The sequence below is a fragment of the Pseudomonas sp. LBUM1657 genome, from assembly GCF_059716075.1.
The window spans coordinates 4,839,025-4,855,773 of the sequence record NZ_CP166799.1; the positions used below are offsets into that span (position 1 = coordinate 4,839,025).

A 16,749-nucleotide genomic window follows, 5' to 3' on the forward strand; every position below is an offset into this window, starting at 1 on the left:
TGCAAAGGAATGCCCCCAATAATGGATTTCTCTCTCAAGCACCTGGCCGCGTCAACCCTGATACTGGCAAGCCTTTCGACGTTCACCCTGTCAGCGCATGCCAACATCACGCCGCAACAGAGCACCACTATTCTCAAGACTTTCAGTGACGCATCAGTAACGGATTTCAGGCAGTTCCTGGGAAGCCTGGCGAAAAGCGACCTTGGCAAAACCGCGAAGCTCGGCCCGGCAATCAGTGCCTTCCTCGACAACAAAACCCTTTCCCCTGAACAGCAAAACGAAATCCATCGCCTGCTTGGTCTCTACGCACGGGTGAAATACGGCAACGCTGCCACCGAGACGCTGCGCGAGCTGGTGGCCATCCCGACCTTCCGCGTGGACGGTGTTGCCCAGCACGAGAATCCCGAGTTCATCAAGATCGCCGACAAGATCAAGGGCCTGGCCCAGGCCTTCAACCTGAACTTTCGCAATATCGACAACCGCGTCTATGAAATCTCCCTGGAGGGCAGCGGCGATGAAGTCGTAGGCATTCACGCGCATGCCGATGTGGTACCCGTGACGCCGGAGGACTGGGTTCTGAAAGACGGCACCCGACTCGATCCGTTCAAGATCACGCTGATCGGCGACCGCATGTATGGCCGGGGCACCGAGGATGACAAGAATGGCATCGTCGTGGCGCTCTACGCCATGAAGATCATCAAGGAAGAGAAACTGCCGCTGGCCAGGAATTTCAAACTGCTGGTAGACACCACCGAGGAAACCACTGGCGACGCCATCCCTTATTACTTCGAACACAACCCGACACCCAACTACAACCTGGCGCTGGATGGCGGCTACCCGGTGGTGATTGCCGAGAAAGGCTATGGCACCGTCATGGCGAACTTTGCCAAGCGCAAGGCTGACGGCAAGGGCGCTGAAATCGTCTCGATGACGGGCGGCATGGCCACCAACCAGATTCCGTCGACATCGGTCGCCACCCTTTTGAGTGAGAAGCCTGCTGAATTGGCCGCCAGCCTGCAGAAGGCCGGTGCTGATTATGCCAAGCGCAACGGCGGCAATTTCGAGGTGAGTGCCAAGGTCGTCGGCAAGGATGTCAAGCTGACGGTCACCGGCGTTTCGGCCCACTCCTCCGAGCCCGAGTCAGGCGTCAACCCGGTGGCCAGGATGCTGGACTTTATCAACAGCCTCGACGAAAAAGTCGCGCTCAAGCACAACCACATTACCGACGCCGCCCGTTACGCTGCCGACAACTGGGGGCTGGATTACCTGGGTGGTAAATTGGGGGTCGGCTTTTCAGATGACTTCATGGGGCCGCTGACCGCTTCCCTGACCTATATCGGGATGGATGAGAAAGCCTTCAAACTCGCGGTCAACCTGCGGGTGCCGAAGGGTAAGTCCCCGGAAACGCTCAAGACCGAAATCGCCGATAAGCTTGACGTCTGGAGCAAGAAAACCCACGTTGCGGTGTCCTTCGACTACTCGATTGCCGAGCCGATGTACCGCAACCCCGAGGGTGAATGGGTCAAGGCCCTGTTGGCCGTGGCCAGCGAAAACCTTGGCATGGAACACAAGTTCGGCACTTCTGCCGGCGCCACTTCGGTCCATGAGCTGCCCAATGGCGTGCAATTTGGCTTGGCCAGGCCTGAAGTCAAGTACACCGGCCACACCGACAACGAGTTCAAGACTGTCGACCAGTTCCTGCTGGACCTGCAGATCGTGACCGAGATGATGGGGCGCATTGGGCAGATGCCTAAGCTCTGATGCTCTTTCGGACCCGCTGTACTGGCGGGTCCTCTGCTTTGATACCGTCGTGAAGTCGAACGGCTATGTAAAATGTGGGAGCGGGCTTGCTCGCGAAAGCGTGCTATCAGTTGATGACTTGTTGACTGATACACCGCTTTCGCGAGCAAGCCCGCTCCCACACAAACAAAAACGCCGCTCAATGAGCGGCGTTTTCGTTAAATATGGAGCGGGAAACGAGACTCGAACTCGCGACCCCGACCTTGGCAAGGTCGTGCTCTACCAACTGAGCTATTCCCGCAAATGGCGTCCCCTAGGGGACTCGAACCCCTGTTACCGCCGTGAAAGGGCGGTGTCCTAGGCCACTAGACGAAGGGGACACGCTGCCCGGAACACATGGTGTGTGTTCCAGTGCCCAGATCCGCATCCGAAGACTTGGTTCTGGTTTCACTCAGCCCTGCCCGAAAGCAACGCTGTTTAAAATTGGAGCGGGAAACGAGACTCGAACTCGCGACCCCGACCTTGGCAAGGTCGTGCTCTACCAACTGAGCTATTCCCGCATTGGCGTCCCCTAGGGGACTCGAACCCCTGTTACCGCCGTGAAAGGGCGGTGTCCTAGGCCACTAGACGAAGGGGACACACGTACAACATTCACTTCCTACCGCGTTTCGCTGTGTGCTTTACGCTGTAAGTGGCGCGCATTCTATGGATGGATTGAGGGGTCGTCAACCCCCAGATATAAATTTATTTAAATCAATGACTTCGCCCTGCTTTAGGACGCTGATCCGGGCTTTCCGTCGTCCTGGGTTTGACACCTATATTCCGACACACGCCAAGACGCTATAGTCCACCCGTGCTTTGGATGATGGCAAAGTGCACCTCGCACATCATTACTTATATAAGCAGGAAAGCGGCCGATACAAGCAGAGAAGTAGCCGATTCAACTCGTCGAGCGGCCCTATGCGCCCCCAGGCCAAGCCACTACACTCGCACGCGAACCCTATAAAGAGGTCTTACCGGTGACACCACTCATGATCACCCTGCTAGTCGTAGCCGGGATCGCACTATTGATCGCCATTGGCTACATGAACCATGTGGTGGAAAACAACAAGCTGGAAAAGGCCCGCACCAAGGTTGAGCTCAACGACCGATTGCGTCGCTGCGGCGAAATTACCGAGACCTTCCCCGGTCAGTTGATGACACCGGCACTCAAGCTGCTGTTGACCCGCCTGGAACTGAACGTCTGCCAACGCCTGCTCAACCTGGAAAAATCCAGCGCCAACCTCAAGGCACGGATCGTCGAACTGAACGCATTGGTTGCCCAAGGTGAATCGATCCCGGTCAATAACCCGCCGGCACCGATCCAGACCGAAGCCAAAGCCAAGGACGTACGTTTCCTGCTCGAAGCCTTGCACGGCCAAATCACCCGCGCCGCACAGGACGGCTTCCTGCCGACCAACGAAGCCAAACGCTGGATTCGTGAAGTCCGCCATATTCTGGTGCTGCTGCACATCGAATTCTTCAACAACCTCGGCCAGCATTGTTTGCAACAAAACCAGCCGGGCCAGGCTCGCCTGGCGTTTGAACGCGGCGTGCAATACCTGCGCAAGCAACAGGAGCCGCAAGTCTACGCCGAGCAACTCGAGTACCTGGAAAAACTCCTGGCTCGTGCCAACGCCATGGTGATGGACAACATCGCGGCGGTCGAAAGCGAAGCCAACCAATTGAACGTGGGCCTCAAAGACGTCGAGGCTGATGCGGACTGGAAGAAGAAAGCGATTTACGACTGATAAGAGAAAGCAGGAGAGCCACTGAAAGGTGGCTTTTTTTTTGCGTTGGGTTTGATAGAGATATTCGCCCAAAAAAGATTGGCCGGCCGTCAGGCCGCCTTCGTGAGCAGGCTCGCTCCCACAGTTGGATTGAGTACATCTGCGGGAGATTGGTCGGCTGTCAGGTCGCCTTCGCGAGCAAGCCCGCTCCCACAGTTGGATTGAGTACATCTGCGGGAGATTGGTCGGCTGACAGGTCGCCTTCGCGAGCAAGCCCGCTCCCACAGTTGAATGGTGTACACCCCACCAAACCACGAGGCCGAGCGTTAGCTCGCCTCGCCAGCTTTTGATCTGCCCGCCCCTTCGGGAGGCTGAGTGGAGGTGTTCATCCGGGGAGTGGCGCGCAGCGCCGTTCGACGCAGTCGAACACGCTGCATGTAGGTCGTCGCGAAGCAGACCGGAGGGCAGTGTCCCCGGATGGATACCGGAGCGAAGGAACGCCGAGCATTAGCGAGGGGCCGGACGCTCGGGGCGAGACCTTTTGGTTCCTTTTGGGGCGTACCGCGTTTGCCAAAAGGGACTCGCTGTAAGAGCGAAACCATAAGTGGCCGTTACCGCAGGAATGGATATGTACTCGCAGAGACCGCCAAGGTCAAAAGATCGCAGCCTTCGGCAGCTCCTACAGGGAGATCGGGTGCATCCATAAAAACAGGCCTCAGAGCCTGAAATGCCCCACCATGCCCTTCAACTCAATCCCCAACTGCGCCAGCTCGATACTGGACGCCGCATTCCCCTGCATTGCCAACGAAGACTGATCCGCACTGGCGCGAATACTCGTGACGCTGCGATTAATCTCCTCCGCCACCGAGCTTTGCTCCTCTGCAGCCGCCGCAATCTGCTGGTTCATCTGCTGGATCAACGACACCGCCGCCGCAATACTTCCCAGCGCACTCTCGGTCTGCAAGGCATCACTCACCGCCAGCTTCACCAACTCGCCACTGTTCTGAATCTGCTGTACGGATGACTGGGCCGCCGAGCGCAAGGCACTGACCAGACGCTCGATCTCCTCCGTCGATTGCTGAGTGCGCTTGGCCAGCGCCCGCACTTCGTCGGCCACCACCGCAAAGCCCCTGCCCTGTTCACCGGCCCGGGCAGCCTCGATAGCCGCGTTGAGCGCCAGCAGGTTGGTCTGCTCGGCCACACTCTTGATGACGCTGAGCACCGTGCCGATGTTCTGGATTTCCGCACTCAAACTTTCGATGCTCGAACTGGCCGAGGTTGCCGAATCCGCCAGTTGTTCGATCCGCGCCATGCTCTGGCGCACCACCTGCTGACCGCTTTCAACCTTGCCATCCGCCGTCTGCGCCGCCTGGGCGGCCTCTTCCGCGTTACGCGCCACGTCGTGCACGGTGGCCGTCATCTGATTCATCGCCGTGGCGACCTGCTCGGTTTCTTCTTTTTGACTGCTGACTTCAAGATTGGTCTGCTCGGTCACCGCCGACAGCGATTGCGCTGAACTGGCCAACTGCTCGATGCCGGCCTGCAACCCGCTGACAATGCTGCTCAGCCCGGCCCCCATTTGCTGCATGGCCTGCATCAACTGGCCGATCTCGTCACGGCGGGTCACTTCGATCGTTGCACTCAAATCGCCAGCGGCAATCTGCTGAGCAACACGGATCACGCTGCGCAACGGCGCCACGATCAACCGGGTAATCACCCACGCCGCAATCAGCCCGACCAGCAAGGCCAGCGCCGAGGAGCCGATAATCAGCAATGAATTCTTTTTCAGCTCCGTCTGCATTGACTGGTCTTCGGCGACATATGCCTGATCCACCCGCGCCACCACCTGAGCCGCGCGTTGGTGCAACTGCCCGTAGACAGTTTTTTCCTGCACCAGCAGGCCAGTGTACTCAGCGAGCTTTTCACTGAAACCGCCAATGTGCCCGACCACTTCATTGAGGACCGTCTGGTAGCCCTCATCCTTGACCGTGGTTTTCAGCTGTTCTGCCTGGACCAATGCCTGGTCGGCCTGCTCGATCTTGCCCTGCGCGACGGTGTCGTCGCCCTTGCGACTCTGGTCCAGGCGCACACGGGCTTCGTTCATCGCCTGCAGCATCAACCGCGAAACCTGGCTGACCTGATTGGCTTGCTCGATGAATTGCGCACCGTCCTTGCCCTCGGATTCCTTCAGGGTATAAGCGCCGTCATCGGCCAGCCCCGCCTGCAGTACGTCGAGGTTATTGGCCACGCTGGACACCGACCAACTGGCCATTTCCAGTGCCAGATCCTTGGCCTGGCTGAGGGAAACGAACTCGTCGAAGGCCTTGCGATAGGCCCCCAGGGACTGCTCGACGTCATTCATCACTGGCACGTTCGCCGCAGACGCTGCCTTGAGTTCGTTGGCCAGAGCGATCAGACCATCAACGCCCTGACGCAAGGCATCAGCGGTTTTCGGATTGCCGTGCAAGGCGTATTCCTGCTCAAGCATTCGCACCTTGAGCAAACCGCTGTTGAGCGACGACATTTGCTTGAGCCCTTCGAAGCGCTGGCTGATGGTTTGCAGGGACCATACACCGATGGCCGCCACCAGGGCTGTCAACAACAACACCAGGACAAACCCGACACCCAGTTTTTTTGCCATACCGAGGTTGGCAAAACGTCCTTGCACGGCCGAAATCATTGCACTTAGTCCCCTGACATAGTCTGTTGATGCAGATTCGCAATGGGCCTGTAGCAACACAAGTCTCTGGCGTCGGAATAATGGCAAAAAGCTACGCCAACGTCGTTTTCAGAACGCTTGAGGTCGATCCAGAGCGGTGGCCTGAAAAAACGCGCGGGCTCGCGGATCACAGGCATAAGCCACATTGATTCGCTGCCAGTCATTGGGCTCACCGGTAGGACTGAATGCCGTCGCTGAAGACAGCAGGACACCGAAGCGTCGTGCCTGGGTCCGGACCTGAGCGTAGTCGGACATCCGCGATCGCGCCCAGATGAACAAACCGCCGACGGGCTTGCCGAAAACCTCCCACTCGGCGTCTTCGAGCACTTGCAACGCCGCCTCCCTGTCACTGTTCAAACGCTGGCGCTGACGCTGCACCAACTTGCGATAGGCACCACTGGCCAACAGGCTGGCCAGCACCGACTCGCAAAACCGGGAAGCCCCCATGCTGCTGACCATCTTGACCTCGGCCAGTCGCGAAACCACTCCGGCGTCGGCCACCACAAAACCGACCCGCAACGAACTGCTGAGGGTTTTGGAAAAACTGCCGACGTAGATCACGTTGTCATCCAGAGCGGCCAGCCGCGTGCCGGGTCCGCTGTGCAAATCCGCATAGACGTCGTCTTCTATTACCCGCACGTCGTGGGTTTTGGCCAGCTCCAGAACCCGCTGCGCCACCACCGGCGCCAAGTTGCTGCCCGTCGGGTTGTGATAGAAGCTATTGATGAATAACCCGCGGGGCTTGTGCTTCACAAACAGTGCTTCAAGCGTTTTGATGTCCGGTCCGCGCGGGGTCCGTGGCACCTCGAGCATTCTGATGCCGTGCAGCCTGAGCAAATCGAACAGCAAAGAATAACCGGGGTTTTCCACCACTACGCAATCACCCGGTCTGAACAGGGTGCGCACGATCAGGTCGAGCCCCTGACTGGCACCCGCCGTCGTCAGGATGCGATTGTCCTCCACCGCTATGTCCAGCGGTTTCAGGCGTTTAAGGATCTGCTGGCGCAAGGCTGGCAGGCCCAGCGGCGTGCTGTAGTTGAACAAGCCTTCCATGTCGGTGCGGCTGATCTCACGGATCGCATAGCTCAAGTCGTCGGTCTCGCGCCAACTTTCGGGCAATCCGCCACAACCCAGTTTCAGTTCACCCAAGCGACTGGCGTGTTTCACCTCTGCGCCCTCGAACCAGCAACCCTCCCTTGGCCCCTGAGAGACCTGCGCCGGGACGGCGACAACGAATCCCGCCCCACGACGCGACGCCAGCACGCCTTGAACCACCAGACGCTCACAGGCCTCAACGACACTGGACTGACTCAACAAATTGATGCGAGCGATTTGCCGCACCGAAGGCAGGCGTGTCCCTGGCGGTATCTCGCTGCCCTGGAGCCAGCCGGATAGCGCGTCGACGATTTGCTGTACGACCGGCACCAATGCCTGTCGATCGATTCTCAACTCCATGAGCAAGCAAACTCCTGTTCGTTTTGCGGGAAACAGTTAATCACAGGAGTGGTCGACGGGATGTGCGACAACGCCGCCAAAACCCTCGGTTCTAACCATTTGAAACACAATGCCGGGTCCGTTCCCGAAGGTCTCAAGGCAAACGAAAAAACCTGTGGGAGTGAACCTGCTCGCGAAAGCGGTGTGTCTGCCAACATTCATGTCGGCTGATACCCCTTCTTCGCGAGCAAGCCCGCTCCCACAGGTTTGGTGTTTTCTATAGATTGGTATCTGGCTTTAAAACGCCGTAACGCCACCATCCACTGCCAACGAATGACCGGTGGTGAAGGCGGCACCATCACTGCACAGGTACAGCACCGCGCTGGCGATCTCCTCGACCTTGCCGATACGACCCACCGGGTGCATGGCATTGGCGAATTCGCCTTTCTTCGGGTCGGCTTCATAAGCGCGACGGAACATGTCGGTGTCGATCACCGCCGGGCACACCGCATTCACGCGAATCTTTTTCTTGGCGTATTCGATGGCCGCCGATTTGGTCAGGCCGATCACCGCGTGTTTAGACGCCGCGTAGATGCTCATTTTCGGCGCAGCCCCGAGGCCGGCCACCGAGGCGGTGTTGACGATCGCGCCGCCCCCTTGGGCCAGCAGCAAAGGTAACTGGTACTTCATGCACAGCCAGACGCCTTTGACGTTGACGCCCATGATCGCGTCGAACTCGTCGACCGTGCCCTCGGCCAGCTTGCCTTTCTCAATCTCGATGCCAGCGTTGTTGAAGGCGTAGTCGAGACGGCCGTAGGTATTGATCACCTCGTCCATCAGATTTTTTACATCGCTTTCCAAAGTAACGTTGCAACGCACGAAGGTCGCTTCGCCGCCAGCCGTACGAATTAGCGCCACCGTCCCCTCGCCACCGGCGGTGTCCAGGTCAGCGACCACCACTTTCAAGCCTTCGGCGGCGAACGCCTGGGCGGTCGCACGGCCAATACCATTAGCGGCGCCCGTCACTACGGCGACCTGGCCGGAAAACGTCATGCTCATTGTTATGTCCTCGAAGAGAAGAATGCGGGGGATCGCGTGTTCGCAGTCTAGCCACAGGGGCCTTCTACGCGGCAGCACTATCAGAAGGCCGGTTGAGCGCCCATGAGTGGCAGTGATAGAACTGCCGGACTGACTATCACTGCTCTGGATCGATGTGCATTCGCCGCATCAGCCAAACTTGCGGCATTGACCATGAAGGGCTATCAACAAGGCTTCATTCATCTTGAGTGCCTGTCATGACTACCCAGACCAATCGCCAGTTCCTGCTCGCCAAACGTCCCGTGGGTGCGGCCACCCGCGAGACCTTCACCTATCAGGAAGTACCGGTCGGCGAACCGGCAACGGGTCAGATTCTGGTCAAAAACGAATACCTGTCCCTGGACCCGGCCATGCGCGGCTGGATGAACGAGGGCAAGTCCTACATCCCGCCTGTGGGAATCGGCGAAGTGATGCGTGCATTGGGTGTAGGCAAAGTCGTTGCCTCGAATAATCCAGGGTTTGCGGTCGGGGACTACGTCAACGGCGCCTTGGGTGTACAGGATTATTTCCTCGGCGAACCAAGAGGTTTCTACAAGGTCGATCCGAAACTGGCGCCACTGCCGCGATACTTATCCGCGCTAGGCATGACCGGGATGACCGCTTACTTCGCCTTGCTCGACGTCGGCGCTCCCAAGGCCGGTGACACCGTGGTGCTGTCCGGCGCGGCGGGTGCAGTGGGCAGCATTGCCGGGCAGATCGCCAAGATCAAAGGCTGCCGCGTGGTCGGCATTGCTGGCGGCGCGGACAAGTGCCAGTTCCTGATCGATGAATTGGGTTTCGATGGCGCCATCGACTACAAGAACGAAGACGTCCATGCCGGCCTCAAGCGCGAATGCCCGAAAGGCGTCGATGTGTATTTCGATAACGTCGGCGGCGATATTCTCGACGCGGTGTTGAGCCGTCTGAACATGAAGGCACGCGTGGTGATCTGCGGCGCCATCAGTCAGTACAACAACAAGGAAGCGGTCAAAGGTCCGGCGAACTATTTGTCGTTGCTGGTCAACCGTGCGCGGATGGAAGGCTTCGTGGTAATGGACTACGCCGCACAGTTCGCCACCGCCGGGCAGGAAATGGCCGGCTGGATGGCCAAGGGGCAGCTCAAGAGCAAGGAAGATATTGTGGAAGGTCTGGAGACTTTCCCGGAGACGCTGATGAAGTTGTTCAGCGGGGAGAATTTCGGGAAGTTGGTGTTGAAGGTTTAACCGATATCTGAAAACACCACAAAACCATGTGGGAGCGGGCTTGCTCGCGAAAGCGGTGTGTCAGTCAATATTGATGTCGACTGAGACGCCCTCTTCGCGAGCAAGCCCGCTCCCACATTTGGATCTTCAGCGTTTACTTAGGCGAGTTCCGCCACTACAGCCGCCAACGCCTTGGCCGGATCTGCTGCCTGGCTGATCGGGCGGCCGATTACCAGGTAGTCGGAACCGGCATCCAGCGCCTGACGCGGGGTCAGAATACGGCGCTGATCGTCCTGGGCACTGCCCGCCGGACGAATCCCCGGGGTCACCAGTTGCAGCGACGGGTGAGCCGATTTCAAGGCCTGGGCTTCCAGGGCCGAGCACACCAGACCATCCATCCCGGCTTTTTCCGCCAGTGCGGCCAGGCGCAGCACTTGCTCCTGCGGCTCGATGTCCAGGCCGATACCCGCCAGATCTTCACGCTCCATGCTGGTCAGCACGGTCACGCCAATCAGCAGCGGTTTCGGGCCGGTACGCTGGTCAAGCACTTCGCGGCAGGCGGCCATCATGCGCAGGCCACCGGAGCAGTGCACGTTGACCATCCACACGCCCATTTCCGCAGCGGCCTTGACGGCCATGGCGGTGGTGTTCGGGATGTCGTGGAACTTGAGGTCCAGGAACACTTCGAAACCCTTGTCACGCAGGGTGCCAACGATTTCCGAAGCGCAGCTGGTGAACAATTCCTTACCGACTTTGACCCGGCACAGCTTCGGGTCCAACTGATCGGCCAGCTTCAGTGCGGCGTCACGGGTGGGGAAATCCAGGGCGACGATGATAGGAGTCTGGCAGGCGGACATGAGTGGGCTCTCAGGCAGGTCGAAATCGGCGCGCATTGTAGCGGAACCAGCGGCGCTGCGGGACCCGATGATCGGTAAATCGTCGAGACGGCTCAAGCAAGACTAGCCCTTGCGTTCATTGTGTCGAGTTCGATACACACCTGACATGCCCCCAACACCCTTCAAGGCTACCCTCGCCAGCCGCAGCACGTCCTTACAGCACTTCCCGCCTCCGGGCCGGACGCCTATGCTGAAGCCACAACCTCGCAGCCCAACTTTGTGGTTGGCAGCCTACCTGGCAGATGAACCCACGCATGCACAGCACCCCAGCACCTCTGAACGACGATCAAAAATCGCCCGGCGACGACAAACGCTGGAGCATTCGCGCCCTGATCGTCGACGATGACGTCCCGATCCGCGAACTGATGATCGATTACCTGGCCCGGTTCAACATCCACGCCAGCGGCGTCACCGATGGCGCCGCGATGCGACTGGCGCTGCAAGCGGAGCATTTCGACGTAGTAGTGCTCGACCTGATGTTGCCCGGCGAAGACGGTCTGTCGTTGTGCCGCTGGCTGCGCGCCGAGTCGGACATCCCGATCCTGATGCTCACCGCCCGCTGCGAGCCCACCGACCGCATCATCGGCCTGGAACTGGGCGCTGACGATTACATGGCCAAGCCATTTGAACCGCGAGAACTGGTGGCGCGGATTCAGACCATTCTGCGTCGGGTGCGCGATGACCGTACCGAACAGCGTGCGAACATTCGCTTCGACAACTGGCGCCTGAACAGCGTGCTGCGCCAGTTGATCGCCGCCGATGGCCTGGTGGTGCCGCTGTCCAACGCGGAATTTCGTCTGCTCTGGGTGTTCATCGAACGTCCGCGCCGGGTGCTCAGCCGCGAACAATTACTCGATGCTGCGCGCGGTCGTTCGATCGAAGCCTTTGATCGCAGCATCGACCTGCTGGTGTCGCGCCTGCGTCAGAAACTCGGTGATGACCCCAAAGCCCCGCAGTTGATCAAAACCGTGCGCGGTGAGGGTTACCTGTTCGACGCGAGAGACATTGGCTGATGCGTGCGCGCTTCGATACGCTGTTCGGCCGCCTGTTTGGCGTGCTGCTGATCGCGATCATCCTGGCGCACCTGTTGGCGTTTGCCTGGTTTCACCATTACGGCCCGCCACCGCCCCCTCCGCCGCCGGGGTTTTCCGAAGGCATCGCCGGACAGCGCCCGCCGATGGACCCGCGTTTCGACAACCGGCCACCACGGCCATGGTTCGGCGGGCCGTTGGTGCCACTGACGTTTCAATTCGTCTCGCTGATCATTGCCGCCTGGTACGGCGCCAAACTGCTGAGCCGGCCGATCCAACGCCTGAGCGATGCTGCCGAGCGCTTGAGCGAAAATCTCGACAGCCCGCCTCTGGATGAGTCCGGCCCGCGGGAAGCACGGCAAGCCGCGCATACCTTCAACAAGATGCAGCGACGAATCATCGAACAAGTGCAGCAGCGCGCGCGGATGCTCGGCGCTGTGTCCCACGACCTGCGCACGCCGCTGTCGCGGCTCAAATTGCGGCTGGAACAGATTGACGACGACAAGCTGCAAGGCCAGATGCGTCAGGATCTGGACGACATGATCAGCATGCTCGACGCCACCCTCACCTACCTGCATGAACAGCGCACCAGCGAAGCGCCGCAGTGGATGGACGTGCAGGCGCTGGTCGAGTCCCTGAGCGAAAACGCCCAGGACCAGGGCGCCGACGTCCAGGCCAGCGGCCACTGCGCCCCCCTGCAAGTTCAGCCGATGGCCTTGCGTTCGTGCATCAACAACCTGTTGGACAATGCCCTGCGTTATGCCGGGCAGGCGCTGATCACCCTCGAAGACACGCGCCAAACCCTGGTGATCCGGGTGATCGACCATGGGCCGGGTATTGCGGTGGACAAGCGTGAAGCGGTGTTTGAACCGTTCTTTCGACTTGAAGGTTCGCGTAATCGTAATTCTGGCGGCGTCGGTCTGGGCATGACCATTGCCCGTGAAGCGGCGGAGCGTTTGGGTGGGCAATTGAGCCTGGAGGAAACCCCGGGGGGAGGCCTCACTGCAGTCATTCGTCTACCCCGAATCTGAACCGCTCACCTTTCTAATGTGGGAGCGGGCTTGCTCGCGAAAGCGATGGATCAGTCAATACTGATGTTGACTGAGACTCCCTCTTCGCGAGCAAGCCCGCTCCCACAGGATCTGAGCCTGATCTGATACTTGTGTACCGAACTGTACAAACTCTATACACCCAAGACAACTTGGTCCTTGAGGCTGCATAAGCCGGTGCACCCACCGGCTTTCCATTCCAGGGAGCGAGCCCAATGATCGGTAGCGTCAGCAACTACACGAGCTATACCAGCACCAGCAGCACCACAACCAACAATGCCCGCAGCCAGCAATTCCAGAAAGAACTGCTCGCCAAACTCGACAGCAATAGCGACGGTTCGGTGGATCAGGACGAACTCAATAGCGCCCTGTCGCAGAAAACCGACGACGGTCTGCTGGTCAGCCTGAGCAAAAACTTTGCGGATCTGGACAGCGATGACAGCGGTAGCCTGAGCAGCGAAGAAATGGCGGCGATAGCCCCACCACCTCCACCACCACGGGATCAGGCCCCCAACACCGAACTGGCCGACGCGTTGATCAGCGCCCTGGACGCCGACGGTGACGGCGCCATCAGCAGTGATGAACTGAGCAACGGCCTGACCAGCGCCGGCAGCAATGCCGACAGCACAGAAATGTTCTCGGTCCTGGACAAGAACCAGGACGGTACGGTCAGCAAGGACGAACTCGCCGCCAGCCTCGCGCCGCCACCACCGCCACCTCAACCGGTGTCCAGCGAAGAACTGTTCAGCACACTCGACACGGACAGTGACGGCAGCGTCAGCGCCGCCGAACTGAACAGCGCGTTGCAAGCCAGCACCTCAGCGACTGACACCGACACCAGCGCCGCGCTGCTCAAGGTACTGGATAGCGACAGCAGTGGCGGCGTCAGCAGCGACGAGCTGAAAGCCGCGCTGCATGCCGACCGCGAGAAAAACACTGACAGCTCCACTGATCAGTCGGTCGACAAAATGATCGCCAACCTGAGCAAGCAGTACTCGCTCGACAAGGTGGCGACCGTGGGCAAGTACCTGGATATTGCGACCTGAGATTGCGAGCAGACTCGCTCCCACCTTTGATTGGTGTTGAACCACGGAACCTGTGGGAGCAGGCTTGCTCGCGAAAGCGGTGTGTCAGTCACTACTGATGTCGACTGACACGCCCTCTTCGCGAGCAAGCCCGCTCCCACAATTGAACTGAGGACACCTGCAAGAGATGGCTCGGCTGTCTTAGACCCGTGCCTGACTCTTGCTCCAGTCGGTCAACAGGCTATAGGCCACCGCCAACAGGGTCGGGCCAATGAACAGGCCGATAAACCCGAAGGCAATCAACCCGCCAAACACCCCCAGCAGCACGATCACCAACGGCAGGTTGCCGCCGCGACTGATCAAGTACGGCTTCAGCACGTTGTCGACCCCGCTGATGATGAACGTCCCCCAACTGCCGAGAAACACCGCCATCCCGTATTCACCCTTCCAGGCCAGCCACGCCGTGGCAGGTATCCACACCAAAGGCGGCCCCATCGGAATCAGGCTCAACAAAAACGTCACGATCCCCAGCACCAACGCTCCGGGAACCCCGGCAATCAAAAAGCCGATCAACGCCAGGACCGCCTGCGCCGCCGCCGTGCCGATCACCCCGTTCACCACCCGTTGAACCGTACCCGCCACCAACTCGATGTAATAACCGGCACGGTCACCGATCAGCCGCTCCAGCAGCCCATGAACAAACGCCGCCAACCGCGGCCCGTCACGATAGAAAAAGAACACGAAGACAATGCTCAACGTCAGCTCGAGAATGCCACCACCAATCTGCGCACTGCGCGCCAGCAACCAGTTGCCGACCTGGCCCAGATAGGGCTTGACCGCCACCATCATTGCCGCGCCTTGCTGATCGATGCTGTTCCAGATCCCGACCAGCCGTTCGCCAACCAGGGGAATACTGCCTAGCCAAGTCGGCGCTTCAGGCAGCCCATCGACTTGCACATCCTTGATGAGCGCCGTGGCATCGCGCACATGGTCCGCGAGGTTGAACCCCAGCCACACCAACGGCACCGCCACCACCAACATCCAGCCCAGCGTCAACAATGCCGCAGCCAGGGACTCGCGGCCATTGAGCCAATGGGTCAGCAGACGCATCAGCGGCCAACTGGCGAACGCCAGCACCGCGCCCCAGAACAACGCAGACCAGAACGGCGCCATCACCCAGAAGCTCGCGCCAAACAGCACCAGGAGCAGGATCTGCACCAACAGCCGATCGTTATTGATCATCCCAGTCTCGAAAAAAGTCAGTCAGCAAAAGAGTAGGCGAACGCGCCAAGCGCGTCCGCCTGATGAAGCTTATCGCAACAGTTCGATGTGCAGGCCAGAGCCTTCGACGCTGCCGGTTTCCATCCTGGCCGTACGCACTCCCTGCCCGATCAGTGCCTGACGCCAGGCTTCAGCCTTCGGCCCGGATACACTGACCCGCAAAGAGGTGTCCAGATTCAATCCACGGGAAATCAAGCGCAGCCAGGTATCGTCAGGATCGCCGGTCAGTTTGGGGAAATCGAGCTCACCGGTGCTTTTGAGCTCTCGAAGCAAGGTCGCGGAGGTCGGCAACAAATCGCCCAACGGTGCCGCGGCGTCGAACTGTTCGACGTGCAGATAGGCTTTGCGATTGCCTCGGGTGATGCTGTAAAGCGCCACCAGCGTGTTGTCCTTCGGTGCCGCCAGGCGCAACAGCAGGTACGCCTGCTCATTATCGGAGCCATAGAGCTTGGCGTTGCCGAACACCTCGTTGGCCCACAGGCTGCTTTCGCCGCAATCACGGGCCTGGCACCAGAACAGCAACTCCGCGCCCTGCTTCTGCAAGGCTTCGCGAGCGGCGGTGAAGGCGACGGTCGCAGAATGTTCCGGTGGCAGCTCGTAAGTTACCGAAGTCGCTTGTCCCCGGGCACTGACCTGACCATCGAAGCGCAGCTGGCCGCTGATCTTGCGAATCGAACCCAAAGGATAGATCCGCTCGAGCTCGACCGCAGGGCGGTAGTCGACAATCTGCGAGTCAGCCAGACGCGGAACGATCGGCAGGTCCTGACTGCCAGGGACATCGGCGGCGAATAACAGGGGACTGAAACAGCACAGCGCCAGCAGACTGAGTGAACGCATGGGCAAGCTCATCGGATCAGCATGGCCTGGGCGCCCTTGATAATGCTGGCGTCATCGATGCGCTCGGGCACCAACAAACCGCGCTGCACCGCCGGACGTGCCTCCATGGTCGCCATCCAGCGCTGCAGGGCTGGCAAGCCGTCCACTTCGACACCAGACCACTCGTAGCCACGCACCCACGGAAAGGTCGCAATGTCGGCAATGCTGTACTCGCCTGCGAGAAACTCTACGGCTTGCAGCCGCGTGTCGAGCACTTCATAGAGGCGACGGGTTTCATGCTGATAGCGGTCGATGGCGCCCTGGAGCTTTTCAGGAAAGTAACGGAAAAACACGTTGGCCTGGCCCTGCATCGGGCCGATCCCACCCATCTGGAACATCAGCCACTGCAGGACCACCGAGCGCCCCTTCGGGTCTTTGGGCAACAGTTTGCCGCTCAGCTCAGCCAGATAAACAAGGATGGCGCCGGATTCGAACACGGCGAAATCGCCGTTGGCGCGGTCGACAATGGCCGGAATGCGGCCATTGGGATTGATCTTGAGGAAGTCCTCGGACTTCTGTTCCTTCTTGTCGAAACTCAAGGCGTGCACCGTGTAGGGCAGGCCGAGTTCCTCGAGCACGATAGAGACCTTGTGGCCATTCGGGGTCGCAGCGGTGTAGAGATCTATCATGGTTGTCTCCCATTTCAACCC

The 16,749-nt window shown here is 59.5% G+C and carries 13 protein-coding genes, 4 tRNA genes and 1 pseudogene; 6 read left to right on the forward strand and 12 right to left on the reverse strand.

Going from position 1 to position 16,749, the window contains the following annotated elements; translation table 11 throughout:
• Positions 1-21 precede the first annotated feature (21 nt).
• Positions 22-1,761 (forward strand): dipeptidase, encoded by a 1,740-nt coding sequence (locus ACA055_RS22295; protein ID WP_497680611.1) that lies wholly within the window; start codon positions 22-24, stop codon positions 1,759-1,761.
• Between the two features lie 204 nt (positions 1,762-1,965).
• Here the strand turns inward: ACA055_RS22295 and ACA055_RS22300 are convergent.
• From ACA055_RS22300 to ACA055_RS22315, 4 genes are all read right to left on the reverse strand, one after another.
• Positions 1,966-2,041, reverse strand: a tRNA-Gly gene (locus ACA055_RS22300).
• Positions 2,042-2,044: 3 nt separating this feature from the next.
• A tRNA-Glu gene (locus ACA055_RS22305) sits at positions 2,045-2,120 on the reverse strand.
• Positions 2,121-2,224: 104 nt separating this feature from the next.
• Positions 2,225-2,300, reverse strand: a tRNA-Gly gene (locus tag ACA055_RS22310).
• 2 nt (positions 2,301-2,302) lie between these two features.
• Positions 2,303-2,378: transfer RNA gene (locus ACA055_RS22315), tRNA-Glu, on the reverse strand.
• Positions 2,379-2,771: 393 nt separating this feature from the next.
• Here ACA055_RS22315 and ACA055_RS22320 point away from each other — a divergent pair.
• Complete coding sequence (locus ACA055_RS22320) at positions 2,772-3,530, forward strand: hypothetical protein (protein WP_497680612.1); 759 nt, start codon at positions 2,772-2,774, stop codon at positions 3,528-3,530.
• 694 nt (positions 3,531-4,224) lie between these two features.
• On the opposite strand, the gene ACA055_RS22325 is transcribed toward ACA055_RS22320, so the two are convergent.
• From ACA055_RS22325 to ACA055_RS22340, 4 genes and pseudogenes are all read right to left on the reverse strand, one after another.
• Positions 4,225-5,106 carry a methyl-accepting chemotaxis protein gene (locus ACA055_RS22325; protein WP_443200786.1) on the reverse strand — a complete coding sequence of 294 codons (882 nt, stop codon included), beginning with the start codon at positions 5,104-5,106 and terminating at the stop codon, positions 4,225-4,227.
• Positions 5,086-6,189, reverse strand: a pseudogene (locus tag ACA055_RS22330) (HAMP domain-containing protein); the annotation flags it as partial. The gene ACA055_RS22325 and the pseudogene ACA055_RS22330, both read right to left, overlap by 21 nt.
• A 108-nt stretch (positions 6,190-6,297) precedes the next feature.
• On the reverse strand, positions 6,298-7,683 hold the full coding sequence (locus ACA055_RS22335; RefSeq protein WP_497680613.1) for an aminotransferase-like domain-containing protein: 1,386 nt from the start codon (positions 7,681-7,683) through the stop codon (positions 6,298-6,300).
• A gap of 276 nt (positions 7,684-7,959) precedes the next feature.
• Positions 7,960-8,721, reverse strand: coding sequence for an SDR family oxidoreductase (locus ACA055_RS22340; RefSeq protein WP_497680614.1), 762 nt, complete (start codon positions 8,719-8,721; stop codon positions 7,960-7,962).
• Positions 8,722-8,957: 236 nt separating this feature from the next.
• Between ACA055_RS22340 and ACA055_RS22345 the strand changes: the two genes are divergently transcribed.
• Positions 8,958-9,962, forward strand: coding sequence for an NADP-dependent oxidoreductase (locus tag ACA055_RS22345; protein ID WP_497680615.1), 1,005 nt, complete (start codon positions 8,958-8,960; stop codon positions 9,960-9,962).
• A gap of 137 nt (positions 9,963-10,099) precedes the next feature.
• Here ACA055_RS22345 and pyrF read toward each other — a convergent pair whose 3' ends face one another.
• Positions 10,100-10,798: an orotidine-5'-phosphate decarboxylase gene (gene pyrF / locus ACA055_RS22350; RefSeq protein WP_008148060.1), complete on the reverse strand. Its 699-nt coding sequence runs from the start codon at positions 10,796-10,798 to the stop codon at positions 10,100-10,102.
• Between the two features lie 293 nt (positions 10,799-11,091).
• On the opposite strand from pyrF, the gene ACA055_RS22355 reads away from it, so the two are divergent.
• From ACA055_RS22355 to xopAW, 3 genes are all read left to right on the forward strand, one after another.
• Positions 11,092-11,850: a response regulator gene (locus ACA055_RS22355; RefSeq protein ID WP_497680616.1), complete on the forward strand. Its 759-nt coding sequence runs from the start codon at positions 11,092-11,094 to the stop codon at positions 11,848-11,850.
• Positions 11,850-12,899, forward strand: coding sequence for a sensor histidine kinase (locus tag ACA055_RS22360; RefSeq protein ID WP_497680617.1), 1,050 nt, complete (start codon positions 11,850-11,852; stop codon positions 12,897-12,899). The genes ACA055_RS22355 and ACA055_RS22360 overlap by 1 nt, the downstream gene beginning before the upstream one ends.
• 233 nt (positions 12,900-13,132) lie before the next feature.
• Complete coding sequence (xopAW, locus tag ACA055_RS22365; protein ID WP_497680618.1) at positions 13,133-13,963, forward strand: XopAW family type III secretion system calcium-binding effector; 831 nt, start codon at positions 13,133-13,135, stop codon at positions 13,961-13,963.
• Positions 13,964-14,143: 180 nt separating this feature from the next.
• Here xopAW and ACA055_RS22370 read toward each other — a convergent pair whose 3' ends face one another.
• The 3 genes from ACA055_RS22370 to ACA055_RS22380 form a co-directional block, all read right to left on the reverse strand.
• A complete protein-coding gene (locus tag ACA055_RS22370; protein WP_497680619.1) occupies positions 14,144-15,184 on the reverse strand; it encodes an AI-2E family transporter in 1,041 nt (346 codons plus the stop codon).
• A 69-nt stretch (positions 15,185-15,253) separates the two neighbouring features.
• On the reverse strand, positions 15,254-16,060 hold the full coding sequence (locus ACA055_RS22375) for a DUF4892 domain-containing protein (RefSeq protein ID WP_497680620.1): 807 nt from the start codon (positions 16,058-16,060) through the stop codon (positions 15,254-15,256).
• Positions 16,061-16,068: 8 nt separating this feature from the next.
• Positions 16,069-16,728, reverse strand: coding sequence for a glutathione S-transferase family protein (locus tag ACA055_RS22380; RefSeq protein WP_497680621.1), 660 nt, complete (start codon positions 16,726-16,728; stop codon positions 16,069-16,071).
• Positions 16,729-16,749: the final 21 nt, after the last annotated feature.